The organism is [Zimmermannella] faecalis ATCC 13722, assembly GCF_000381765.1.
Classification (GTDB): domain Bacteria; phylum Actinomycetota; class Actinomycetes; order Actinomycetales; family Microbacteriaceae; genus Gulosibacter; species Gulosibacter faecalis.
Genome location: NZ_KB907082.1, coordinates 17603 through 40413, shown reverse-complemented (window position 1 = coordinate 40413; position 22811 = coordinate 17603). Strand labels below are relative to the sequence as shown.

The following is a 22811-nucleotide window of genomic DNA, read 5'->3' as shown; positions in this document are numbered from 1 at the left end:
TCGGGGCCCGAGCGGCGGGGTCTTAGCGGCGGGCCGGCGTGGTGAGCTGGAGCACGCCGCCGTCGAGCGGGAGCACCGAGCAGACGAGGTCGGGCTGCCGTTCGAACTCGCGGATGAGCGCGCGCAGCGAGTTGGTGACGGGGTCGCGCCGCGCGGGGTCGGCGACACGGCCAGAGTTGAGTGCGTCGAGGGCGATGATGCTGCCGCCGGGGCGGATGACGCGCAGCGCGTGCTGCAGGTGCGCCGCGATGTGTTCGAGGTTGCTCGCGATGAGCACGAGGTCGTAGCTCGACTCGCTCATGCGGGGAAGCACGATGCGCGGGTCGCCGCTGATATTGCGGATCCACGCGGGGGCGTGGCCCGCCTGGAGGAGGGCTCGCCGCTCCTGATCGAGCCGCTCGGCGTCGTCGTCGATTGACGTGACCGTCGCCTCGGGGGCGCCGCGGTGGAACGCGCAGCTTGACTGGCCCGCGGTCGTGCCGATCTGCATGATCTGCGACGCGCTCGTCGCCGCGGCGAGAAACGCGAGGTGGCTCGAGAGCGTCGGCGACAGCGCCGGCAATCCCTCGGCGAGCGCGTAGCGTCGGGCCGCGAGCTGAGCCTTGGTCTCGACAGATTGTTCGTCGAGATAGCGCCTCGCCAGTTCGAATTCGGCCATTGCACCAGGCTACCCTGAAGCGTATGGGCGGACTGACTTTCGAGAAGATTCTCGTGATCGGGATCATCGCCATGTTCATTTTCGGCCCCGACCGCCTGCCGAAGATTGCCGAGAGCGCCGCCGGCCTCGTCAAGCGCGCCCGTCACTGGGTCGATGACACGAAGGAACGCGTGTCGAGCGAGCTCGGTGAGGACTTCACCAAGGAAGACTGGCGCAAGCTCGACCCGCGCCAGTACGACCCGCGCCGTATCGTGCGCGACGCCTGGAACGACGCCGGCACGGCCGCCGTGGGCGGCGCGACGGCGACCGCGGTTGCGGGCGCCACGAAGTCAGGGGAGCCGGCGACCGACTCCAAACCGGCCTGGGCGAACTCGATGACGGGCTCCGCGGGGGCCGAGCAACTCGTGCCCGGCCAGGCGCCCTTCGATAACGAAGCGACCTAGCCGCGGCGGGCATCCGGGCGAAGATCGTCGCGGACTCCATCACGAGCCGACGGCAATTCGCGGCATTTCCAGCGGAAATGCCGCGAATTGCCGTCAGTTCGCGGATGTGGGGCGAAGGCCGAGTGACCGACCCGCGAGGCCGCGGGGTCGCCGCGACAGGGCTCGTGCCGCATCGCGCAGGGCGATCGCGGCGGCATCGTCGGGATGCGCGAGCACGACGGGGGTGCCGGCGTCACCGTCGGCACGCAGCGCGCCCGAGATCGGCACCTGCGCGAGGAGGGGCGCGTGGAGCCGCTCGGCAACCTGCTCGCCGCCGCCCGAACCAAACAGGTCGAGCGTCGCGCCGTCGGGGCCGACTGCCGGCGAGAGCGTCTCGATGACGCCGACGACCCGCTGCCCAGTCTTGGTCGCAAGTGCCCCCGACCGCCACGCGACCTCGGCCGCGGCGGGCTGCGGGGTCGTGACGACGAGCACCTCGCTGCCGGGCAGTAGCTGCCCGAGCGAGATCGCGACGTCGCCCGTGCCTGGCGGTAGATCGAGCAGCAGCACGTCGAGGTCTCCGAAAAACACGTCGCGCAGGAACTGCTCGAGTGTGCGGTGCAGCATCGGCCCGCGCCAGGCGACGATCTCGTCGGGATTCTGAAGGAACATCCCGATCGAGACCGCCTTCACGTCGTGCGCGACCGGCGGCAGCATGAGTTCGCCGACCTGCGTCGGCTGGGTGCCCGGGGGCATGCCGAGCAACCCGGGAATCGAGAATCCGAACACGTCGGCGTCAACGACGCCGACCGCGAGCCCGTCGGCCGCCATCGCCGCCGCGAGGTTTGCCGTCACCGTCGACTTGCCGACGCCGCCCTTACCACTCGTCACGGCGATGACGCGGGTGAGTGACTCGGGGCCGAACGGATGCGTCTTGGGTCGCGAGCCGCGCAGGCGCTGGGTGAGCGCATCCCGCTGCTCGCGGGTCATGACGCCGACGCTGAGGTCGTACGGCTCGTCGCCGAGCGCGCCCTCGATCGCCTCGCGAGCCTCGCGCTCGATGCGGCTTGCCGCGGGACAACCGACGATCGTGAGCCGCAGCTCGACGGTCGCGGTGCCGCCGACGGGGGCGGTGACCTCGCCAATCATGTCGAGCTCGGTGAGCGGCCGACGCAGTTCGGGATCGATGACCTCGCCGAGCGCGGCACGGATGCGCGCGACCCGGTCGGTCTCGGAGGCTTGGTTAGTCATCACGCGGCGACGGTCGGGTGCCGGGCGCGGTCGCCGCGCGGCCCGTCGCCGCCGACCCATTGGCGGAACCTGCGCCCGGCTCGACGATGTCATCGACGTCACCGAGCTCCTCGATGTCTTCGAGCAGTGCACGAATCTCGGCGCGAATGAAGTCCTTCGACGCGAGCTCGTTCACGAGCATCCGAAGCGCGACCACCTCGCGGGTCAGGTACTCGAGGTCCGCGGTGTTGCGCTCGGCACGCTGGCGGTCCTGCTCGATCTGCACGCGGTCGCGGTCATCCTGCCGGTTCTGTGCGAGCAGCAGCATGGGGGCCGCGTACGAGGCCTGCAGAGAGAGCGCGAGCGTGAGGGCGATGAAGCCGAGCGCCGCCGAGTCGAAGCGCCAGGCCTCAGGAGCGAGCGAGTTCCAGGAAATCCAGGCGCCCACGAACACCGTGAGAATGATGAGGAACGCGGGCGTTCCCATCCCTCGGGCGATCGCTTCCATGACTCGGCCGAGCAGGTCGCCCTGCCGCTGGTCTTTCGCCTCGCCGCGATCGCGCGGCGACTTCGACTTCGGGGAGCGGCGACGCGACGGTTTCTCGCTCTTGGGAAGACTCAGGAGCGCGTCATTCCGGTCGATTTCAGCCACGGTCACCTCCCGGCGGTCGGCCGGTGCCGCCGTGGCGCTTGCGCACCTCGGTGGCGACCGGGGTCGGATTCGTCTGGTGGGTCGGCAGGGTGATTGCCGACGTGATCGGCCCCACCTCGCGCTGCTCGTCGGCGGCGGCGGATGCGCGCCAGTCGTCGGGCAGGATGTGGTCGAGCACGTCATCGACCGTGATGACACCGACGAGGCGGTCATCGTCGTCAACGACGGGCAGAATCACGAGGTCGTAGCGGGCGAGTGAGCGCACGACATCGATGTCTCGGGTCGACGTGTGCGCGGGTTCGACACGGTTGTCGAGGATCGAACCGACGCGCTCGTGCGGCGGGTAGCGCAATAGCCGCTGGAAGTGCACGAGCCCGAGATAGCGTCCGGTCGGCGGTTCGTACGGCGAGGCAGTAACGAAGACGGCGGTGGCGAGCGCGGGCGCGATTTCGGCGCGGCGAATGAGCACGAGCGCCTCGGCGATCGTCGCGTCGGCCGACACGATGATCGGGTCGGTCGTCATGAGGCCACCCGCCGTGTTCGGCTCGAACTCGAGGAGCATCCGCACGTCCTCGGCCTCTTCGGGCTCCATGAGTTCGAGCAGGGCCGCCGACTTCGCGGAGTCGAGGCGACCGATGAGGTCGGCCGCGTCGTCGGGCTGCATCTGGTCGAGCACGTCAGCCGCGCGTTCCTGCGGGAAGTGCTCAATGATCACGAGCTGATCGTCTTCGTGCATTTCCTCGAGCACGTCGGCGAGGCGCTCGTCGGGCATCTCTTCGACCACTGCGAGGCGACGATCCTCCGGGAGCTCAAGCAGCGCATCCGCGAGGTCGCTCGGTTCCATTTCGGAGTGCGCGGTGAGAAACTGTGTCGCCTGCGCGCCCTCGCCCGGCTCGAGGTCGAGCTCGAGCTCGTCCCAGGTCGCGCGGCGCGTCGGCGCCTTCCCGAACGTGAACTTTGAGGTGCGGGGGAGCCGCAGGTAGAGCTCACCGATCGACCAGTCGCCCGCGTCGTCCTCCTCGATCGCGACGTCTTCGATCGTCGCGCGCACGCGCTTGTCCGCGAGCACGCCCGTGCGGTCGAGCAGGTCGGAGAGCACGCGCACCTCTTCGCCGCGCTGCTCGAACGTGCGCTGATCGATCTCATCCCACTCGACGATGAGCTGCGCCGAGCCGATCGCGACGACGTGCTGCATCGGCACAAACACGAGACGGCGCGAGCCCGACTGCTCGACGAGCAACCCATTGACGTGCGGGGCGTGCTCCGAACGGTAGTTCACGATGACATCGCGAAGTCGGCCCACCCGGTCACCATTCGGATCGAACACCGAAGTATTGGCCAGGCGAGCAACAAAAACCTTCGAAGCACTCACTCGCCCAATCGTAGTGCCGCCCTCAGCAACTTAACCTGGTGAGGCGCGATAATTCGGGTATGACATCTCCCGGCGTCGGCCTCGGCTCACAGTTCCCCACCCTCCCGCAGGGCACGTCCGTTGGGTCGTACTCGACGTACGAGCAGGCGAAAGCCGCCGTCGACGCGCTCGTCGCGAACGAGGGGTTCTCGGTGAACCAGATCTCGGTCGTCGGCAGTGACCTGCGCTCGGTCGAGCGGGTGACGGGGCGGATGAGCGCTGGCCGCGCCGCGCTGAACGGCGTCATGACCGGCGTCATGATCGGCCTCTTCATGTCGCTCATGTGGATGATCGTCAACCCGATCAGTGACTTCCTCGTGATCGTCGGGGTGTTCCTGCTCTCGATCGCGTTCGGTGTGATCTGGTCGCTCGTCGTGTACACGTTCACGCGGAACAAGCGCGAATTCACCTCAGCGATGCAGCTCACTGCGGGGCGGTTCGATCTCGTCGTGCCGAACGAAATCGCGCGTCAGGCCGCCGAGATCCTTCGGGGCGCGGGCGCCGCGGGCAACCACCTGCACGACGGTCAGGCGCACGCCTCGCAGGTGCCACAGCATCCGTTCGGCCACGCGGTGCCGCCGTCGGGCGAACCGCAGGCTGGTGCGTCGGGGCAGGCCCCGACGCCGACCGCGCAGGGGGCAGGCGAAGCTGCGACACCGGCGCCAACGGCACCGGCGGGTCCGCCGAAGACGTACGGCGAGATGCAAGACGAGCTGCGTCGCCGCGAGGAGCGCGGCGACGCGAGCCCCGAGTCATAGCGGGCGCGGCACGCGAGGCAAGACGGTGCGCCGGTGGGACCACGAGTTCCCGCCGGCGCACCTGCCGTTTCCGGGGAGAAGTTGCGAGGCGTTGAAGAATTACTTGACCTGACGTAGTACGTGTGACAGGGTAACTACTACGTCAGACATAGGAGCCAGCATGATCAGCGCAGATGTTATTCGCGGCTACGTCGACGTGCTCGTGCTTGAGGCACTGCTCGAAGAGCCGTCGTACGGGTACGCGATCTCGCGTCGCATCGAGCTGCTCGCGCAGGGGGAGTACGAGCTGAAAGAAACCACGCTCTACTCGGCGCTGCGCCGACTCGAGAAGAACGAACTCATCACGTCGTTCAAAGGTGGGCAGACCCACGGCCGGGCGCGCACCTACTACCGCCTCACCGACGCGGGCGTCGCCCACTACCGCGCGAAGGTTGACGAGTGGTACCGCACCGTCGACCTCATTCGCCGCTTCATTCACGACCTGCCGCATGACCGCATGTCCACACAGGAACAGGGAGCCTAATCATGGACGCCATCACCACCTACCTCGACCACATGTTCCGAGGACTGCCGCGCACTGCTGAGGTGATGCGGGCCCGGGGCGAGCTCGAGCAGATGAGTCTCGATCGCTACCAGGAGCTCCTCGCCGAAGGTGTGAGCGAGCACGAGGCCGTCGGCCGCGTGATCTCGCAGTTTGGCAACCTCGACGACCTCGCCGACGACCTCGGCATTCGGGAGCAGGTCGATCGCGCCGACGACCCAGACGAATCGCTGTTCGTGAGCCGCGAGGCCGGGGAGCGATTCCTCGGCGACCGAACGACGATGGCGCTCCTGATCGGCGGCGGCATCGTCGTGATCATGCTCGGACTCATCGCGACGATCCTGCTGAACGAGGGCGACCTCGCGCCCGACGGGCTCACGGGCGGCATCTTCCTTGTGACTGTCGCGGTCGCCGTCGGCTTCTTCATCCTCGGCGGGTTTACGGGGAACCGATTTCGCGAGCTCGAGAAAAAGCGCGTGCGGATCGCGGACGACTACGAGCGCGAGCTGCAACACCGCCGCGATGGGGGCCAGCTCGGGTTCGCCCTCCAGATTGCCGCGGGCGTCATCCTGATCATTCTCGGGGTTGCGGCGACGCCGATTCTCTCGGGCCTCGGGGTTGAGAGCTACAGCGCGGCCACCGTGTTCGTCGGCGTCGCGTTGGGTGTGCCGCTGCTCGTGCACGCCGGTGTGCACCGTGCCTCGCTCGACCGCCTGCTCGGTGCCGGGGAGTTTGCGCCGGTCAGCCCCGAGCAGGAGCGCTCGAACAGCATCATCGGTCGAATCGCGGGGCCCTACTGGCTCCTCACCGTCGCGGTGTTCCTCGTGTGGAGCTTCGGCTGGGATGCCTGGGGGCGCAGCTGGATTATCTGGCCGGTCGCGGGCGTGCTGTTCGCCTTCGTCTCGGTGCTGGTCAACAGCATCCGCAACACGAACGACGCCCGCTAACCCTGCCCATCCACTCTCAGTTCAGTGGTCGATCTTTGCTGTTTTGCGGCCGCAAAACAGCAAAAATCGACCACTGAACTGGTGTTTTTCTTAGGAGGGGCGGTTGGCGAGCCAGGCCTCGACGTCGGCCACCGAGCGGGGGATGCCCGCCGAAAGGTTCTCGGCGCCCGTGTCGGTGACGACGATGTCGTCTTCGATCCGCACGCCGATGCCGCGCAGTTCCTCGGGCACGGTGAGGTCGCCCGGGTGGAAGTAGAGCCCCGGTTCGATCGTGAACACCATGCCGGGCTCGAGCACGCCGTCGAGGTACATCTCGCGTCGTGCCTGTGCGCAGTCGTGCACGTCGAGGCCGAGGTGGTGGCTCGTGCCGTGCACCATGTACCGCCGGTGCGGCTGGTGCTCGGGCTTCAGCGCCTCTTCGAGCGACATCGGCAGAATGCCGCCCCACTCGTCAAGGGAGCGCGCGATCGAAGCGAGTGCCGTCTCGTGCACGGTGCGGAACGTGATACCGGGTCGTACTATCGCGAATGCCTCGTCGGCGGCGCGCAGCACGGCCTCGTAGACGCGGCGCTGCACGGGCGTGAACGTGCCGCTGATCGGCACGGTACGGGTGATGTCGGCCGTGTAGTACGAGTCGACCTCGACGCCGGCGTCGACGAGAATCAGGTCGCCTGGGAGCACGGGGCCGTCGTTTGTCGACCAGTGCAGGTAGCAGGCGTGCGGGCCCGACGCCGCGATCGTGGAGTAGCCGACGTGATTGCCCTCGAGGCGTGCGCGGGCGTGGAACGCACCCTCAACGACGCGCTCGCCACGAGGATGCGCGCTGGCGCGGTCGAGATGCGCGAGGATATCGTCGAATCCGTTCGACGTTGCTGCAACCGCCCGACGCAGCTCGTCGACCTCCCACGTATCCTTCACGAGTCGAAGCTCGCTGAGTTCCTGCGCGAGTTGCGGGTCGGTCTCGGTGAGGTCGCCCCGGCGCGACTCGAACTCGGTGAGGTCGCGCGTCGCGATGCCGAGCTCGACGCTCACCTGCTCGAGCGTGGGGCGCGGGCCGGTCCAGAACTCGCCGATCGCCGAGTTCGCGTAGAACTCGTCGGTGTCGTGGCCCGCGGTCTTGCGGAAGTAGAGGGTGACGTCGTGGCCGTCGGCCGCCGGCTCGAACACGAGGAGCGAGCCGGGCACGGTCGACGAACCCCACCCCGTGAGGTGGGCGAACGCCGAGTGAGCCCGATAGGGGTAGTCGTCGTCGTTTGACCGAACCTTCGTGTCGCCCGCGGCGATCACGAGCCGTTCGCCCGTGTGGAGCGCCGAGATTGCCGCGCGACGCGCGCGAGCGTAGCTCGCGACCTCGGCCTCCTCGACCGGCTCGTCGTGCCGCACATCCCACCCCTGCGAGAGAAACTCGCGGAAGTAGTTTGACGCGGGGGTCGTGCTGCGATTCGCGTTCTTCGCCGCGTTGTCGGGGGTCTCCCGTTCCGGCGCGCGCTGGTCAGACTTATTGGTTGCTGTCTCGCTCATTTCTCCATCATCCCACCGAAATCTCGGCGGGACGTCGGGAGCGGCGCGGCTACGACGCGGGCGTCAGCTCGGCGAAGACGGGGCGGTGATCGCTCCCGGCACGGTCTGCCGAGGTGATGACCTCGAAGCCCGTGACCTCCCACTGCGAGGTCGCCATGACGTGATCGATCGCGGGCACGAGGGTCGTCGGCCGGCCGCTCGTCCACGTGCCCGACGACGCTGCGCCGGCCTGCTGTGCGGCGTCGAGGCATTCGCCGAGTTGGGCGCCGTCGACGGTGCCGAGGCCCCAGAGGTGGTCGAGCGTCGCGTTGAGGTCGCCCGCGAGGATCGTGTTGCCGTCGCAAACGGTCGAGAGCCACTCGAGGTCGCTGCGCCACTTATCCATGTTCGACGGCGTCGGGGCGATCGGATGCGCGGCGATGAGCCGCGGCCCGTCGCCGTCGACCGGTTCGGCAATGACGGTGGCGAGCGCCGAGGTGTCGCCGAGCTCGGTGTTCAGCTCGTACTCACCCAGATCGGCCGAGATGAGCAGTGTCGTCTCGGCCGCCGCGTAGCCGGGCGCACCGGTGTTCGAGAGCACCCACATTGGGCGTCCCTGCTCCGACATGAGCCCCGCGATCTCGATGCCCATCTCCTCGGTCGTCTCGGGCAGCATGACGACGTCGGCCTCGTGCTCGATCGCGAGCTGCGCGATGGTCGGTGAACCGGGCTCGTTCCCGAGCGTGTTCCACGACAGCACCCGGATCGCGTCGTCAGCATTCGAGGCGGGCACCACGGTCGCGACGCCGCGCACGAGATAAATCCCGCTGCCGGCGACGAGCAGTGCCGTCAACACGATCGCCGTCGCGCCGAACAGCGCGCGAGCCTGCCGCGACACGAGTAGGAGAATAAGTACTAGCACGAGCGCCGCGGCGAGGCAGAGCAGCCCGACGAGCCGGAACGACACAAGCTGCGTGAAGGGGAGGGTGCGCTGCAGGCCGACGGCCTGCGGCCAAATGAGCAGGCCGCCACAGGCGAGTACGGCGACCGCGAGCAGGCCGCCGATGATGCCCCAGGCGGGCGAGATCCGTTTGCGTTTCGACATGTCGGCACCAGGCTACTGCGTGAATGTGGGTGCAACTCGGCGTCGCCGCCGCGGCCTACCATGAAGCATGACCACGAACCGTTTCGACGCCGAGCTTCCGATCGACCTGCACCTGCACTCGAACGAGTCCGACGGCACCGACTCGCCCGCCCAGGTCATGGCGGATGCGGCGGCTGCGGGCCTCGGCACGGTCGCGCTCACCGATCACGACACAATGGCGGGGTGGGATGCGGCGAGCACGCGGGCCCGCGAGCTCGGCCTCACCCTGATCCGCGGCATCGAGTTCTCGACGCAGATCGAGTACGCGTCGGTGCATATCCTCGGCTACCTGCCCGACCGGTACAACGAGGAGTTCGCGAGCGAGCTCGACCGCATTCGTAACGACCGCCTCACGCGCGCCGAGCGCATGGTTGAGGCGATCGGTGCTGACTTCCCGCTGCGGTGGGACGACGTGCTCGCCGAGGCGCAGGAGGGCGCGACGATCGGGCGGCCGCACATCGCCGACGCGCTCACCAGGAAGGGGCTCGTCGCCGATCGCGGGGAGGCCTTTGCCACCATCCTGCACTGGCGAGGCGGCTACTACCAGCCGCACCGCGCGCCGCACCCGACCGAGGCGATTCGGCTAATTCACGCCGCCGGGGGAGTCGCGGTGCTCGCGCACGGCGGGAGCCGCGGACGGCGGGCGATCAGCGACGGCAACTTCCTGAAACTCGTCGAGGCGGGTCTCGACGGGGTCGAGATCGCGCACCGGGAGAACGATGACGTCGCCCGGTCGCTCCTGCGCGGCTATGCCCGCAAGCACGACCTCATCGTGACCGGCTCGAGCGATTACCACGGCGCCGGAAAGCCGAACGAGCTCGGGGAAAACACGACGGCGCCCGCCGAACTCGCGAAGATCATCGCGCGTGCGACGGGCACCGAGCCCGTGTATCCGAAGCCTCGCGGCTAGCGGCGTCGAGCCGAACTATTCGGCGGCAGGCGCTGCCGAGTCGCCCGAGGTCTTGCGGCGACGGCGGCGACGGCGGCTCGACGAGGAGGTTGAACCGCCCTCGGCGTTCGAGCCCTCGCCGGAGCCCGAGTCGCCCGACTTCGGGGCGTCACCCGAGGTGCGCTTGCGCGACCGCGAACGGGAGCGCGAGCGAGTCGCCTCCTTGGGCGGCGTGTCTTTGCCGCGCGTCGAGGCGCCGGGGAGACGGCCCTTCGTCCCCTCGGGAATGTCGAGCTCTTCGTACAGGTGGGGGCTCGACGAGTAGGTCTCGCGCGGCTCGTCTTCGCCGAGCTCGAGCGCCTTCGAGATGAGCGACCAGCGGTGCAGGTCGTCCCAGTCGACAAACGTCACGGCGATACCGGTGCGTCCCGCGCGGCCGGTGCGACCCACGCGGTGCAGGTAGGCCTTCTCGTCTTCGGGAATCGTGTGGTTGATGACGTGCGTGACGTCGTCGACGTCGATGCCGCGAGCGGCGACGTCGGTCGCGATGAGCACGTCTTTCTTGTCGCCCTTGAACTGCGCCATGGAGCGTTCGCGCTGCTCCTGGTTCATGTCGCCGTGCACCGCGGCGGCCTCGAAGCCGCGGTCGCGGAGCTCTTCGAGCAGCTTCGCCGCGGCGCGCTTCGTGCGCATGAAGATGACGGTCTTGCCCCGGCCGTTTGCCTGGAGCATGCGCGCGATCATCTCGTCTTTGTCGAGCGGGTGCGCGCGGTACACAATGTGCCGAATGTTTTTCTGCAGCACGCCCTCGTCGGGGTCGGTGACGCGGATGTGCACCGGCTGCGTCATGAAGCGGCGGGCGAGGTTGAGGATCGGCCCCGGCATCGTCGCCGAGAACAGCATCGTGTGGCGAACCTGCGGCACCGCGGCGAAGATCTTCTCGATGTCGGGGAGGAACCCGAGGTCGAGCATCTTGTCGGCCTCGTCGAGCACGATCTCGCGCACGTTGCGGAGCGAGATGATGCGCTGATTCATGAGGTCGATCAGGCGGCCGGGGGTCGCGACGACGACCTGTGCGCCCTCCTTGATCTGGTCGATCTGGCCCTCGTAGGCCTTGCCGCCGTAGATCGGCACGACGACCGTCGCGCGATTCGTGGCGGCGCGGTCGAGATCCTCGAACACCTGCATCGCGAGCTCGCGCGTCGGGGCGACGACGAGGGCCTGGATGCCCGGTTCGGGGTTCTCGCCGAGGCGCTGCAGGAGGGGCAGGCCAAAGCCGAGGGTCTTGCCCGTACCGGTTTTCGCCTGGCCGATGATGTCCTGGCCCCGCAGCGCGAGGGGAATCGTCTGCTCCTGGATGGGGAACGCGTCGGTGATGCCGTGGTCGGCGAGTGTCGCGGCGAGATCGGGCGCGACTCCGAGTTCAGAAAACTTCACTAAAAAGCCCTATTCAGCTGGGATGCGTGGGCGCCCGAATTCTCCAGGGCGCTCGGGTGCCGTCTGCAGCACCGCCGACCAGCCTACTCTGGCCACAGTTTTCGCAGTCGCGTCGTGAGATGATTTCGCGGTGAGCACTGACGACGAGAACCAGAATGCGGCCGCCGAGCCGAACGCGTTTGCCGCTCTAGCGCCCGCGCCGGAGCTGCTTCGCGGCATCGCCGCCGGCACGATTCGCCGGGCCCGCGCATCCCTCACCGACCTCGCGAGCGAGCTCGACGCAACGGCGGAGGGCGAGGACATTCGTGCCGTGCTCGCGGCGCTGCCCGAGGCCGGCGACGACGAAACCGACGAGGCGACGACGCACCTCGACGCCCTGTGGGCCCGCGTGAGCGGTCGCACGCCGTACGAACAGCTGCTGTCGCTCTACCTCGCCGATGGGGTCGTGCGCGACGCACTCGTCGCCTACGGTGAGCTGCGTGACCCGGTCGTCGACCTTGAAGGTGACCTCGACTGGTCGGGCTGGCACGACGAAATCGTGAACCTCTTGCGGGCCCTGTTCGAGCGCGACAAGCACATTGATGACCGCCTCGCCATGTGGGGCCGGCGCATCGCGGGCGACGCGGTGCTGTGGACGCGGAGCCTTGCCGGGATTCCCGAGGGCGCGAGCGCCGACACGGTTGCCGAGGGCGCCGAGCCCGACGCCGAACGGTTCGCCGCGGCGCTGTTCGCGAACCACTCCCGCCGCATGAACAGCCTCGCGCTCGCCGCGTGACCCTGGGGCCGCGGCGCGCATGAAAACTCCACTGCCCGACTACCTCGAAGAGGCAATGCTCGACTGCGCCGATGGCGGCGCGGTCGCCGACTACATTCCGGAGCTCGCGGAGGTCGACCCCGACCAGTTCGGCATCGCGATCTGTACCCCCGACGGCACGCAGTACGCCTCGGGCGATGCCGACGTCGAGTTCTCGATTCAGTCGGCATCGAAGCCGTTCGCGTACGCCCTCGCGGTGGAGCAGCGGGGCGCCGCGGGCGTTGAAGAACACGTGAACGTCGAGCCGAGTGGTGACCCGTTCAACTCGGCGAGCGTCGACGAGCTCGACGGCCGCCCCGACAACCCGATGATCAACATCGGCGCGATCACGACCTACGCACTCACAACCCCCGACGACTGGTCGGCCGCCGAGCGCTTCGAGCATGTCCGCGCCGGCATGTCGGCGTTTGCGGGCCGCGAGCTCGAGGTTGATGCGGACGTCTACCACTCCGAGATCGCGACCTCGTACCGCAATATGTCGCTCGCGTACCTCGTGCGCTCGACCGGTCACTTCACGCTCGAGCCGAGCGAGGTTGTCGCTGGATACACGCGGCAGTGCGCGATTCGGGTCACGGCCCGGGATCTCAGCGTCATGGGGATGACGCTTGGCTCGGGTGGGGTGAACCCCATCACGGGTGAGCGTGTCGTGAGCGAAGAGACCGCGCAGCGCGTGCTGTCGGTCATGAGTACCTGCGGGATGTATAACGCCTCTGGCGACTGGATGACCGACGTCGGAATCCCAGCGAAGTCGGGTGTCGGCGGTGGCATCTTCGGCGTGCTGCCGGGGCAGGTCGGCGCTGCAACGTTCTCGCCCAGGCTCGACCGCTTCGGGAACTCGGTGCGCGGCGTGCGGCTCTTCGAACGGCTGAGCCGCGACATGGGTATGCACATCATGGGGGTGCCGCCGGCCGGCGATGGCGTCGTGCATACCTTCCGGCTCGCCGACGATTCGAGGGGCGAGCACGTGCTCGTCGCGCTGCAGGGGGCCCTGCGATTTGCGCAGACCGAGCGCGCGCTGCGCACCTTCGAGGACATCCCGGTTGACGGGCGCGACGTCGTGATCGACCTCTCCCGGGTGTCGTCGGCCGATGGGGTCGGGCTGCGCATGCTCACGGAAGGTGTGCGGCGACTCGGCCTCGACGGCCACCGGGTCGACCTACACGACCCGAAGGATGTGCTGCAGCAGCGGTGAGCGACTAGCTAGCGCTTCTTGAAGAGCGTGCCGAAGACGCCGCGCACGACCTCTTTCACGGCGTTCTGCGCCGCGCGTGAGCCGAGCACCTCTTCGACGACCGACTTGTTGCGCTTCGAGGTGGTGCGCGAACGGGTTTCCTTTTCGCGGGCCCGCTGCGCCTTCTCCCACTCGCGCTGTTCACGTTCGCGCGCCTTCGCGTCGGCGTCGGCCTGCTTCTGCGCGGCCTCGCGCTCGGCGGCCGCCTGCTCGGCCTCGGCGGCGGCGTTCATTTTCGCCGTGAGAATCTCGTGCGCCGACTCGGGGTCGACGGCCGTGCCGTACTTCGTGAGCAGTGGCGATGCCGCAACGGCTGATTCCATCTCGCTCGCGGGAATCGGGTCCATCGAGCCCTGCGGTGCTCGCAGGCGCGTCCACGCGACGGGCGAGGGCGCGCCCTTCTCGTTCATAACCGTGATGATCGCCTCGCCGGTCGCGAGTTGCGTGAGCACCTGCTCGAGGTCGTAGGCCGAGTTCGGGTACGTGCACACGGTCGCCCGCAGCGACTTGGCGTCATTCGGGGTGTGGGCGCGCAGCTGGTGCTGCACGCGCGAGCCGAGCTGGGCGAGTACGTCGTCGGGCACGTCCTTCGGCGTCTGCGTGACGAAGAAGATGCCGACGCCCTTCGAACGAATGAGCCGTACCGTCTGCACGATCTGGGCGACGAAGTCCTTCGACGCGTCGGCAAACAGCAGGTGCGCCTCGTCGAAGAAGAAGACGAGCTTCGGTTTGTCGAGGTCGCCGACCTCTGGGAGCGAGCCGTAGAGGTCGGCGAGGAGCCACATGAGAAACGTCGAGAACAACTGCGGCTGCTGGGCGACGCCAGGGAGCTCGAGCAGCGAAACAATGCCGCGCCCGTCGGCCGCAGTGCGGAGGAACTCGCTCGTGTCGATCTCGGGCTCACCGAAGAACACGTCGGCGCCGTTGGCGGCGAAGTTCGTGAGCTCGCGCAGGATCACCCCGGCGGTCTGCTTGGAGACGCCGCCGATGCCCTCGAGCTCGGCCTTGCCGAGGTCGCTCGTCAGGTACTGCAGCAGCGAGCGAACGTCGTCGAGGTTGACGAGGGGGAGCCCGTTCGAGTCGGCGTAGTGAAACACGAGGCCGAGGCTCGATTCCTGCGTCTCGTTGAGCCCGAGCACCTTCGCGAGCATGAGGGGGCCGAAGCTCGAAACGGTCGCGCGAATCGGCACGCCGGTGCCGCGGCCGCCGAGCGAGTAGAACTCGGTGGGCGCTGCCAGGGGCTGCCAATCCTGGCCAATCGACTCGGTTCGAGCGAGCAGACCGTCGCTCGACGTGCCGGGAGCTGCGACGCCCGAGAGGTCGCCCTTGATATCGGCGGCGAAGACGGGAACCCCGGCAGCCGAGAGCTGCTCCAGCATCACCTGCAGGGTCTTCGTCTTGCCGGTGCCGGTGGCGCCGGCGACGAGGCCGTGGCGGTTGGTCTTCGAGATCGGGATGCGCACGGGCACCGACGCGTCGGCATCGCCGTTCACGAGGGCGCCGAGCTCGAGCGCTGGCTCGTCGAACGCGTAGCCGACCCGAATCGTCTCGACCTGCTCACCCGTGAGCGGGCCCTCGGAGGATGTCGGCTCGGCCGGCGCCGGGTCAGCGGACTGGGCGTCGGCTTCCGCCTCCGGTTCGGCAGCGCCGTCCGGCGCGGCCTCGGGCTCTGGTTCGGCCTGTGCCTTGGCCGCTGCGGCCGCCTCCGCGGCGGCCAGTTCGGCTTGGGCCTTTTCAAGCGCCTCGCGGGCGGCGGCTACAGCATCAACGTCGTCATTCGCCATGCGAACAGACTACGCACGCAGGCGGGTGCGGTGGCTGAGTCGATCGAGGAGGTCGGCGTCGCCAGCGGCGCGGCTGCGGGGCAGGGCGATCGCGGTCGGGATGCAGACGGCCGCCGTGATGACGACGAGCAGCGCCCAGATCCAGAACGCGTCGTAGCGCAGCCAGCCGAGGCCGAGCAGCGCGGCGCCCCAGGTCGCAATGACCCACCAGGCGAGCGCGACAATGCCGCCGAGCGCCGGGAGGAGCGCGCTGCCAACGGCCTCACGCGGACGTGCAAGGGCCAAGGCGGCGAGGCCGATCACGATGCCGAAGATACCGGCGAAGAAGATTTCCATGACTACGCGACGAACCCGACGCGGCGCTGCGACTCTTCGCCGATCTCGACGAACGCGATCTTCTCAGTGTTAACGAGGTAGACGCGGTCGCGGTCGTCGGTGAACCGGGCGACTCCGTTTTCGCTCGCGATGGCCTGCTCGAGTGCCTTCTCGACCTCGCTGGCCGTCTGGTTCGTCTCGAACGAGAGCTCGCGGGGGGAGTGGAGGATGCCGATGCGGAGTTCCACGGGAAGCCTTTCGTTGTGCGTCATCGCCGGTTTGCGGCGTCGCCCAAAGCCTACTTGCCCGAGTTTTGAAACTCGCGCACCGTTCGCCGGTGGCGTGCACCAATTCGTGTCGCAGGGTGGCGCTAGCGTGGCAGGCGAACGAAAGGGGAGGCGCATGCTCGAAGAGAGTCAGCACGCGGTGCTCGCGTCCGAGGGGTCACTCAGCGTACTCGGCGCTCCGGGATCGGGGCGCACGACGACCCTCGTCGAACTCGCGGCGACGTCGGTCGAGTCGGGGCTCGCGCCCGATGAGGTGCTCGTGCTCGGCGCGAACCGTCGGGCGGCCGACGCGCTCCGCGAGAGGCTCACGCGGAGACTGGGGCGGGCGACGCGCGGCGCGACGCTCGGTCGCACGCCGGTCTCGGTGGCGATGGAGATCATCGCCGATGTGCGCACCCGCACGGGCGGCGCACGGCCGGTACTGCTCACGGGCTCGGCGCAAGACGACATCCTCGCCGACCTCATCGAGGGGTATCTCGACGGCACGATGGCGCGCCTCGGCCGCGAGCTTCCCTGGCCGGACTGGTTCCACGGCGAGTCGATGCGGCTCGCCGGCTTCCGCAGCGAGCTGCGCGACCTCATTACTGCCCTCACCGAACGCGGCCTTGGCGCTGACGACCTCGCGCGGCTCGCTCTGCCTCCGAACGACCTCCCACCGGCGGGCCAGCGCCACCGGGCGCTGTGGGCAGCCGCCGCGCAGCTCATTCGTGACTACGAGAACTCGCGGTTCGACCGCACGATTTCGGGCCCCGACGAGCGCGAAGCGTTCGACGTTGCGAGCGCCCTCGCGCTCGCCCGGCGCCTCGTCGCCGAGCGCGCGCCCGGGCGCCGAGGGGTGCGGGTGTTCGACACCGTGCGGCTCGTGCTCGTTGACGACGCACAGGAACTCACCGAGTCGGCCCGCGCGCTCGTCGCGGAGCTCGAACGCACGGGCGCTCGCGTCGTGACCTTCGGCGACCCCGACGTCGCGACGGGTCGCTTCCACGGCGGCGAGGCACGCTTTGCCGTGAACTGGCGCGACGCGGGCGACGCGGCGCCACCCACGCACACGCTTGAGGCCGTGCACCGCCATGGGCCCGAGCTGCGCGCCGTCGTGCGGGCGGCGACGAACGGGCTCCCCGCGCTTGGGCCCTCGCAGCGGCGGCTCGCGGAAGCGAGTGACGGCGACTCGGAGCGGTCTGCGGCCGAGTCTGAGGATGCCTCTGGGGCCGGCTCAGGGGCCGAGGTCGAACCGGCGGCCCAGCACGCCGTGCTCGACTCCGCCGGTGACGAGACCGAGCTCATCGCCGGCTACCTTCGCCGGCTGCACCTCGTCGACGGCGTGCCGTGGGCCGACATGGCCGTAATCGCCCGCAACGCGGGCCGGCTCGAGCAGCTGAGTCGCGGGTTCGACCGTGCCGGTGTCGCGGCGACCGACTCGGCACCGATCGCCGCGGCGAGCGACGCGACCGTGCGGGCACTCCTGACGATCACCGAGGGCGCCCTCCGCGGCGAGCTCTCGGCAGATGAACTCGAGGCCGTGCTCGCCTCACCGCTGTATCGCGTCGACTCGCTGTTGCTACGCAGGCTGCGCCGCGCCTGCTACCTGGCGGATTTCTCGAGCGCCGACGGCACTGCGGTCGCGGGTCGAGGCGGGCGAGAGGTGCTCGTCGCGCACGTGCGCGCGGTGCTTGCTGGTGGTGAAGACCCCACTGTGGTCGAGGCACTCAATACGCTGCAGGGCACCGCCGCCGAGCGCGCCGCCGAACAGTTGCGAGCACTCCTCGCCGCCCTCACGCGCACCCGCGCGGCGCACGAGCGCGGCGACACGATCGACGCCGTGTTCTACGAGGCCTGGCATGACGACGCGCGTGAGCGACGGTGGCGCGAGGTCGCACTCTCGGGTGGCGACGAGGCGACCCCGATGAACCGTCGCCTCGACGCCGTCGTCGCGCTGTTCGACCGGGCGCGCCGCATCGTCGAGCGCGAACCCACCGTCTCGCTCGAGTCGTTCCTCGCCGACTGGCGCCGCGACAGCGTCGTTGACGATTCCCTCGCGCGTCGGGGCACCGTCGACGCGGTCACGCTCACGACCCCGGCCGGCGCGGTGAGCCGCGAGTGGCGCGTCGTGGTCGTCGCGGGCATGAACGATGGGGTCTGGCCAAACCTCCGCGTGCGCGACACCCTGCTCGGCGCCGGTCGGCTCGACGAGGCGCTGCTTCCCGGCCGAGTGGTTGCCGCGCTCGACCGGCGCGCCGAGGTGCTCGCCGACGAGCAGCGGATGCTCACCGCCGCGGTCTCGCGGGCGACGGAACGATTGCTCGTCACCGCCGTGCGCGACGACGAGACGATGCCATCGCAGTTCGTGCACCGCCTCGACCTCCCGGAGCTCAAAGCGACCTTCGCACTTGGTGAAGCTGGCGGCGTCACGTACCGCGAGCTCAGCCTCGGGCAGCTCGCGGCACGACTCCGGCGCGGCTGGGCCGACGACGACGAGACCGGGCGCGGCGAGCGGGCACGGGCACTCGCACGGCTCGCGGGCCACGACGTCGCGGCGGCCGACCCCACCAAGTGGTTCGGCGTGCGCGGGCGCACGACGACGGCCCCGCTCGTCCCGATCACCGACGGCGTGCTTTCTCTGCGCCTTTCCCCTTCGGGCATCGCCAAGTTCAAGGAGTGTGGCGTGAACTGGTTCGTCGAGGGGCACGCGGGCGGCACCGGTAGCTTCGCCATGACGCTCGGCAACGTGCTCCACGCCGCCGCCGAGCACGAGGCCGAGTTCTCACGCCTCGAAGAGATGGTTGATTACGCCGAGCGCCTGCTCGAGGGCGTGACGTTTGACGCACCGTGGCTCGCCGAGGTCAACCGCACGATCGTTCGTGACGCGGCTGCCTCGCTCTGGGACTACGTGCGCCGAGAGGGCGTGCGCGCCGTCGCGAACGAGCGGGCGATGGAGCACGAGCTGCGACGGTCGGGCGACATCGAGGTCGAGGTGACGCTGAGCGGACGCATCGACCGCATTGAATCCCATGCTGACGACGGAGTGCGCATCGTCGACTTCAAGACCGGCAAATTCAAGGTGCCGAAGTACGCCGAGAACGACCAGCTTCGCGCCTACCAGGTCGCGGCACTCGGGGGCGGTATCGAGGGCTACGATCCGGAGCACGAGTACCTTGAGGGCGCCGCGCTCGTGTACCCGCGCATCTCGAGTGGACGGCCCAACGCACGCGTGCCCTGGGCTGCCGACGTGCAGCCGCGCCTCGACGACGCGACCCTCGCCGACGTCATCGACGAGTTCGTCACGATCGCGATTCAGCAGGCCGGCTACGGCCTCGACGGCGACGCACCCGATGTCGACGCGCCCGCGGCATTTCTGCACGACCCCGAGGGCCACTGCCTCGAGAACGGGTCGCCCTGCCTCATCCACGCACTCCCGGAGGTCACCGAATGACGCTCACGTTTGCCGAGCTCGCCGAGCTCACGACCGAACCCGGCAAGCCGGTGTATCCGATTACCGAGGAACAGCAGGCGATCGTCGACGCACCGCTCGCCCCGGCGCTCGTCACCGCAGGCGCGGGGAGTGGCAAGACCCACACGATGATGCTCCGCATCCTCTGGCTCGTCGCGAACCGCGGAATTGCCCCCTCGCAGATTCTTGGCCTGACGTTCACCCGCAAGGCCGCGGGCGAACTCCGCGAGCGCGTGGAACAGGGGCTGGAGCGGCTGCGGCGCGCCGGGCGGATCGACGTCGACGAGTTCAACCTGCCTCAGGTGTCGACCTACAACTCGTATGCGAGCGGCATCTATCAGCAGTACGCACTCCTCGTCGGTCGCGAGCCCGATGCGATGCTGCTCGACGAGCCGAGCGCCTTCTCGCTGATGCGGCAGGTCGTGCTCGACTCCGACGAGCCGGCCCTCGGCCGACTCGATACCACGTCGGTCGCATCGATTGCGCGCGGCGCCCTCGGGATCACCCGCGCGATGCGCGAGAACGGCCGCACCCTCGCCGACGTCGAGGCGCACGCCGAGGAGGTGCTTGGCCAGATGCGCGAGCTTGGCGGCAGCGACTTTGAACTCTTCACGAAAGAGCTGCGAGAAAAGAATGTGCGGCCCGATCGCTTCGAGCGGCTCGTGCTGAGCGCCCGGCTGGGCGAGGAATATCAGCGCCGCAAGCGTGAGCTCGGCTACGTCGAGTTCAGCGACCAGGTCGCGTATGCCGCGCAGATCGTGTCGCTCGACGAGGGCATCGCCGCCGAGGTGCGCGGCGAGCTGCAACAGGTGATTCTCGACGAGTATCAGGACACCTCGGTGGGGCAGACGACACTGTTTGCTGACCTGTTCCGCGGGCGCGCGGTCATGGCGGTCGGCGACCCGAAGCAGTCGATCTATGCCTGGCGCGGCGCGAGCGCCGCGAACATGAAGCGGTTCCCGTACGATTTCGCCCGCGGAGGCGATTGCGGTGCATACACGCTCACGACGTCGTGGCGAAATGACCGCGCCGTGCTCGAGCTCGCGAACACGATCGCCGGGAACCTTCCCGCCGGCGAGCGTGGTGCGCAGCTCGTCGCCTCGCCGAGCGCCGACAAGGGCGACGTCGCGGTGCGGCACCTGCTGACCGACGCCGACGAGGCCGCTGCGGTCGCGGAGTGGTTCAAGGGGCACCTCGCGGCGAACCCGGAGGCCACCGGGGCGATTCTCGTGCGGACTCGCCGGCCCATGTCGATGTTCGCCGAAGCACTGCGTGCCGCCGACGTGCCGCACCAGATCATCGGCCTCGGCGGTCTGCTTCGCACACCAGAGATCGTCGACCTCACGGCGCTGCTACGTGCGGCGGCCGACGAGTACGCGGGCAACGAGGTGCTGCGGCTTCTATTCGGCGCGCGCTTCGAGCTCGGGCTCGCCGACATCGACGCGCTCACGGGCCTCGCGAAGAAGCTCTCGCGGCGCGGCGCCGACTCGAAGGAACTCGCTGACGCGGAACGCGCGGCAATGCGCGCCGACCTTCGTGACGGCGAGACCGGGGTCTCGCTCGCCGAGGCGCTCGAATTCGTCCGGACGGCGCGCGACGCGACGGTCGAGAGCTGGGCTTCGACCCTCACCGCCGAGGGCCGCGCGCGGCTTCGCGAAGCGGCCCAGCTGCTGCACGAGGTGCGGTCGCGCATGGACCTCCCGCTCGTCGACTGGGTTACGCAGACGATCGAGCTCTCGCGGCTCGCCGACGAGGCCACGGCGAACCCGCGCCTCCTCGCGGGCCGGGCGAACCTCGACGCGTTCGTGAACGCCATCGCCGACTACGCGTCGTCGGTGCCGTCGAGCGACATCCACGAGTTCCTCGACTGGCTCGAGCTCACGTTCGCCGAAAACCAGCTCAGCGAGTTCGCACCGACGCCGCCGAAGCGGGGCGTCGTACAGCTCACGACCATCCACTCGTCGAAGGGCCTCGAATGGGATCACGTCGCCGTCGTACAGCTCGCGAACGGCAAGCTGCCGAACTCCGACGGCAAGCATTCCCTCATCTCGAGCGGCGAGCTGCCCAACGCGCTGCGCGAAGACCGCGACGACCTCCCGCACTTTCCGCTCGAGAAAATCGAGACGCTCGACGACCTGAAGGCGCAGTTCAAGCTGACGGTCGACGACGACACCGACACGAGCCTCGACGAATCGAAGGCGTCGTACTCGACGCAGCGCATGCTCCAACTCGTGCGCGAAGACCGCCGCCTCGCCTACGTCGCGTTTACCAGGGCGAAGCACGGCCTGCTGCTGACAAGCTCGCGCTGGCAGCAGGGCAAGTCGAGGCCGCTCACGCCCTCGCCATTTCTGCTCGAGCTGCGCCCGAGCATCGAGCTCGAGCACACCGAACGGGACGCTGCCTGGGCGACCATCGACGGCGCGCCGGTCGTGTTCACGAGTGCGCTCGACAGCGACGACCTCAAGGAGCTCAACAAACAGCTGAGCGCGAATCCGCTCGCGGGCGAGGCCGAGGTGCGCGCGTGGCCCGCGCCACCCATGCGCGCCGATCACCTCGCGCAGCTCCACGAACTCGCGGCCGCGGTCGAGCTCGCCCGTGGCGACGATGCGGCGACATCGAAGTACGACGAGCTCACGACAATGCTGCTCGCGGAACGCGAGCGTGACGAGCGTGGGCCCGCGCTGCAGCTGCCGCGCCGCTTCGGTGCGTCGCTGCTCCACGACCTGTTTGACGATCCCGCGGCGATCGCCCAGAACGCGGCGAGGCCGATGCCGCAGCGGCCGTATCGCGCGACGCTCGTCGGCAACCTGTTTCACTCCTGGGTCGAGGGGCTGTATCGCGAGGTGGCGGGCGGCGGCGCAGCACTCGAGGGCGCCGACTTCGACGATCCGGACTTCGCTGACGCACAGCTCACGCAGCTCGGCGACGACGATCGGCAGCAGCTCGAGCAGCTGCAGGCGACGTTCCTCGCGAGTCGATTCACGGCCGACGGCCGCCGCCCGGACGCGGTCGAGCTCCCGGTCGATACCCCGCTCGGCGAGTACACGATCGTGAACAAGATCGACGCCGTCTACGTGGAACCCGACGGCACGGTTGAGATCGTCGACTGGAAGACGGGCCGCGCGCCCACGACCGACGACGAGCGCGCGGGTCGCGAACTGCAGCTCATGAGCTATGCCCACGCCTACTCCGCCGCGTACGACGTGCCGCTCGAGCGCATCCGCGCGACGCTCTACTACGTCGCGCACGACCGTGAGATCTCGGTGCGCGAGGTACTCGGTGCGGATGCGCTGTTGCAGCGCCTGCGGGCGGCCGAGGGGTCGCTCACGGCGCCGTGATGTGC

Annotated in this window: 19 protein-coding genes; 9 read left to right on the top strand and 10 right to left on the bottom strand. The window is 68.9% G+C overall.

Annotated elements, in window-relative coordinates:
* Nucleotides 1-22: 22 nt before the first annotated feature.
* Entirely contained in the window at nt 23-658 is a 636-nt protein-coding gene (locus G328_RS0110885) for an O-methyltransferase (protein WP_019619386.1), read from the bottom strand.
* Nucleotides 659-681: 23 nt separating this feature from the next.
* Here G328_RS0110885 and G328_RS0110880 point away from each other — a divergent pair, with 23 nt between their 5' ends.
* Nucleotides 682-1101: a twin-arginine translocase TatA/TatE family subunit gene (locus tag G328_RS0110880; protein ID WP_019619385.1), complete on the top strand. Its 420-nt coding sequence runs from the start codon at nt 682-684 to the stop codon at nt 1099-1101.
* Between the two features lie 93 nt (nt 1102-1194).
* Here G328_RS0110880 and G328_RS0110875 read toward each other — a convergent pair whose 3' ends face one another.
* The 3 genes from G328_RS0110875 to G328_RS0110865 are packed head-to-tail and all read right to left on the bottom strand — an operon-like array spanning nt 1195 to nt 4289.
* Entirely contained in the window at nt 1195-2331 is a 1137-nt protein-coding gene (locus tag G328_RS0110875) for a P-loop NTPase (protein WP_026339827.1), read from the bottom strand.
* The gene (locus tag G328_RS16390; RefSeq protein WP_019619383.1) at nt 2324-2962 is read right to left on the bottom strand and encodes a DUF1003 domain-containing protein; all 639 of its coding nucleotides are present in this window, start codon (nt 2960-2962) and stop codon (nt 2324-2326) included. The genes G328_RS0110875 and G328_RS16390 overlap by 8 nt, the downstream gene beginning before the upstream one ends.
* A complete protein-coding gene (locus tag G328_RS0110865) occupies nt 2955-4289 on the bottom strand; it encodes a magnesium transporter MgtE N-terminal domain-containing protein (protein ID WP_019619382.1) in 1335 nt (444 codons plus the stop codon). Before G328_RS0110865 ends, G328_RS16390 begins: the two co-directional genes overlap by 8 nt.
* A 104-nt stretch (nt 4290-4393) precedes the next feature.
* Between G328_RS0110865 and G328_RS15985 the strand changes: the two genes are divergently transcribed.
* The 3 genes from G328_RS15985 (at nt 4394) to G328_RS0110850 (ending at nt 6619) form a co-directional block, all read left to right on the top strand.
* Nucleotides 4394-5131, top strand: a complete 738-nt coding sequence (locus tag G328_RS15985; protein WP_019619381.1) for a YflT domain-containing protein — start codon at nt 4394-4396, stop codon at nt 5129-5131.
* 160 nt (nt 5132-5291) lie between these two features.
* Nucleotides 5292-5654: a PadR family transcriptional regulator gene (locus G328_RS0110855; protein WP_019619380.1), complete on the top strand. Its 363-nt coding sequence runs from the start codon at nt 5292-5294 to the stop codon at nt 5652-5654.
* A 2-nt stretch (nt 5655-5656) separates the two neighbouring features.
* Nucleotides 5657-6619, top strand: a complete 963-nt coding sequence (locus G328_RS0110850) for a permease prefix domain 1-containing protein (RefSeq protein ID WP_019619379.1) — start codon at nt 5657-5659, stop codon at nt 6617-6619.
* Nucleotides 6620-6709: 90 nt separating this feature from the next.
* On the opposite strand, the gene G328_RS15170 is transcribed toward G328_RS0110850, so the two are convergent.
* Together G328_RS15170 and G328_RS0110840 are read right to left on the bottom strand one after the other, a co-directional pair.
* Nucleotides 6710-8140: an aminopeptidase P family protein gene (locus G328_RS15170; RefSeq protein WP_019619378.1), complete on the bottom strand. Its 1431-nt coding sequence runs from the start codon at nt 8138-8140 to the stop codon at nt 6710-6712.
* Nucleotides 8141-8189: 49 nt separating this feature from the next.
* Nucleotides 8190-9224: an endonuclease/exonuclease/phosphatase family protein gene (locus tag G328_RS0110840; protein WP_019619377.1), complete on the bottom strand. Its 1035-nt coding sequence runs from the start codon at nt 9222-9224 to the stop codon at nt 8190-8192.
* 67 nt (nt 9225-9291) lie between these two features.
* Here G328_RS0110840 and G328_RS0110835 point away from each other — a divergent pair, with 67 nt between their 5' ends.
* A complete protein-coding gene (locus G328_RS0110835; protein ID WP_019619376.1) occupies nt 9292-10173 on the top strand; it encodes a PHP domain-containing protein in 882 nt (293 codons plus the stop codon).
* Nucleotides 10174-10188: 15 nt separating this feature from the next.
* Here G328_RS0110835 and G328_RS0110830 read toward each other — a convergent pair whose 3' ends face one another.
* The gene (locus G328_RS0110830) at nt 10189-11589 is read right to left on the bottom strand and encodes a DEAD/DEAH box helicase (protein ID WP_019619375.1); all 1401 of its coding nucleotides are present in this window, start codon (nt 11587-11589) and stop codon (nt 10189-10191) included.
* 130 nt (nt 11590-11719) lie between these two features.
* Between G328_RS0110830 and G328_RS0110825 the strand changes: the two genes are divergently transcribed.
* Nucleotides 11720-12364, top strand: coding sequence for a ferritin-like fold-containing protein (locus G328_RS0110825; protein ID WP_019619374.1), 645 nt, complete (start codon nt 11720-11722; stop codon nt 12362-12364).
* A gap of 19 nt (nt 12365-12383) precedes the next feature.
* On the top strand, nt 12384-13595 hold the full coding sequence (gene glsA, locus G328_RS0110820) for a glutaminase A (RefSeq protein WP_019619373.1): 1212 nt from the start codon (nt 12384-12386) through the stop codon (nt 13593-13595).
* 8 nt (nt 13596-13603) lie between these two features.
* On the opposite strand, the gene G328_RS0110815 is transcribed toward glsA, so the two are convergent.
* The 3 genes from G328_RS0110815 to G328_RS0110805 are packed head-to-tail and all read right to left on the bottom strand — an operon-like array spanning nt 13604 to nt 15981.
* Nucleotides 13604-15418: a helicase HerA-like domain-containing protein gene (locus tag G328_RS0110815; protein WP_019619372.1), complete on the bottom strand. Its 1815-nt coding sequence runs from the start codon at nt 15416-15418 to the stop codon at nt 13604-13606.
* Nucleotides 15419-15427: 9 nt separating this feature from the next.
* A complete protein-coding gene (locus G328_RS0110810; RefSeq protein WP_019619371.1) occupies nt 15428-15754 on the bottom strand; it encodes a hypothetical protein in 327 nt (108 codons plus the stop codon).
* A gap of 2 nt (nt 15755-15756) precedes the next feature.
* Nucleotides 15757-15981, bottom strand: coding sequence for a DUF3107 domain-containing protein (locus tag G328_RS0110805; protein ID WP_019619370.1), 225 nt, complete (start codon nt 15979-15981; stop codon nt 15757-15759).
* Between the two features lie 154 nt (nt 15982-16135).
* Here G328_RS0110805 and G328_RS0110800 point away from each other — a divergent pair, with 154 nt between their 5' ends.
* Entirely contained in the window at nt 16136-19450 is a 3315-nt protein-coding gene (locus G328_RS0110800; protein WP_019619369.1) for a PD-(D/E)XK nuclease family protein, read from the top strand.
* Nucleotides 19447-22806: an ATP-dependent helicase gene (locus tag G328_RS0110795; protein ID WP_019619368.1), complete on the top strand. Its 3360-nt coding sequence runs from the start codon at nt 19447-19449 to the stop codon at nt 22804-22806. Before G328_RS0110800 ends, G328_RS0110795 begins: the two co-directional genes overlap by 4 nt.
* Nucleotides 22807-22811: the final 5 nt, after the last annotated feature.

Bases quoted from the DNA above. Each gene is read 5' to 3' on its own strand.
- G328_RS15985 (WP_019619381.1), top strand. From the start codon at position 4,394: ATGACATCTCCCGGCGTCGGCCTCGGCTCACAGTTCCCCACCCTCCCG.
- G328_RS0110880 (WP_019619385.1), top strand. From the start codon at position 682: ATGGGCGGACTGACTTTCGAGAAGATTCTCGTGATCGGGATCATCGCC.
- G328_RS0110850 (WP_019619379.1), top strand. From the start codon at position 5,657: ATGGACGCCATCACCACCTACCTCGACCACATGTTCCGAGGACTGCCG.
- G328_RS0110800 (WP_019619369.1), top strand. From the start codon at position 16,136: ATGCTCGAAGAGAGTCAGCACGCGGTGCTCGCGTCCGAGGGGTCACTC.
- G328_RS0110875 (WP_026339827.1), bottom strand. From the start codon at position 2,331: ATGACTAACCAAGCCTCCGAGACCGACCGGGTCGCGCGCATCCGTGCC.
- G328_RS0110810 (WP_019619371.1), bottom strand. From the start codon at position 15,754: ATGGAAATCTTCTTCGCCGGTATCTTCGGCATCGTGATCGGCCTCGCC.
- G328_RS0110855 (WP_019619380.1), top strand. From the start codon at position 5,292: ATGATCAGCGCAGATGTTATTCGCGGCTACGTCGACGTGCTCGTGCTT.
- G328_RS0110795 (WP_019619368.1), top strand. From the start codon at position 19,447: ATGACGCTCACGTTTGCCGAGCTCGCCGAGCTCACGACCGAACCCGGC.
- G328_RS0110840 (WP_019619377.1), bottom strand. From the start codon at position 9,224: ATGTCGAAACGCAAACGGATCTCGCCCGCCTGGGGCATCATCGGCGGC.
- G328_RS15170 (WP_019619378.1), bottom strand. From the start codon at position 8,140: ATGAGCGAGACAGCAACCAATAAGTCTGACCAGCGCGCGCCGGAACGG.
- G328_RS0110885 (WP_019619386.1), bottom strand. From the start codon at position 658: ATGGCCGAATTCGAACTGGCGAGGCGCTATCTCGACGAACAATCTGTC.
- glsA (WP_019619373.1), top strand. From the start codon at position 12,384: ATGAAAACTCCACTGCCCGACTACCTCGAAGAGGCAATGCTCGACTGC.
- G328_RS0110835 (WP_019619376.1), top strand. From the start codon at position 9,292: ATGACCACGAACCGTTTCGACGCCGAGCTTCCGATCGACCTGCACCTG.
- G328_RS0110815 (WP_019619372.1), bottom strand. From the start codon at position 15,418: ATGGCGAATGACGACGTTGATGCTGTAGCCGCCGCCCGCGAGGCGCTT.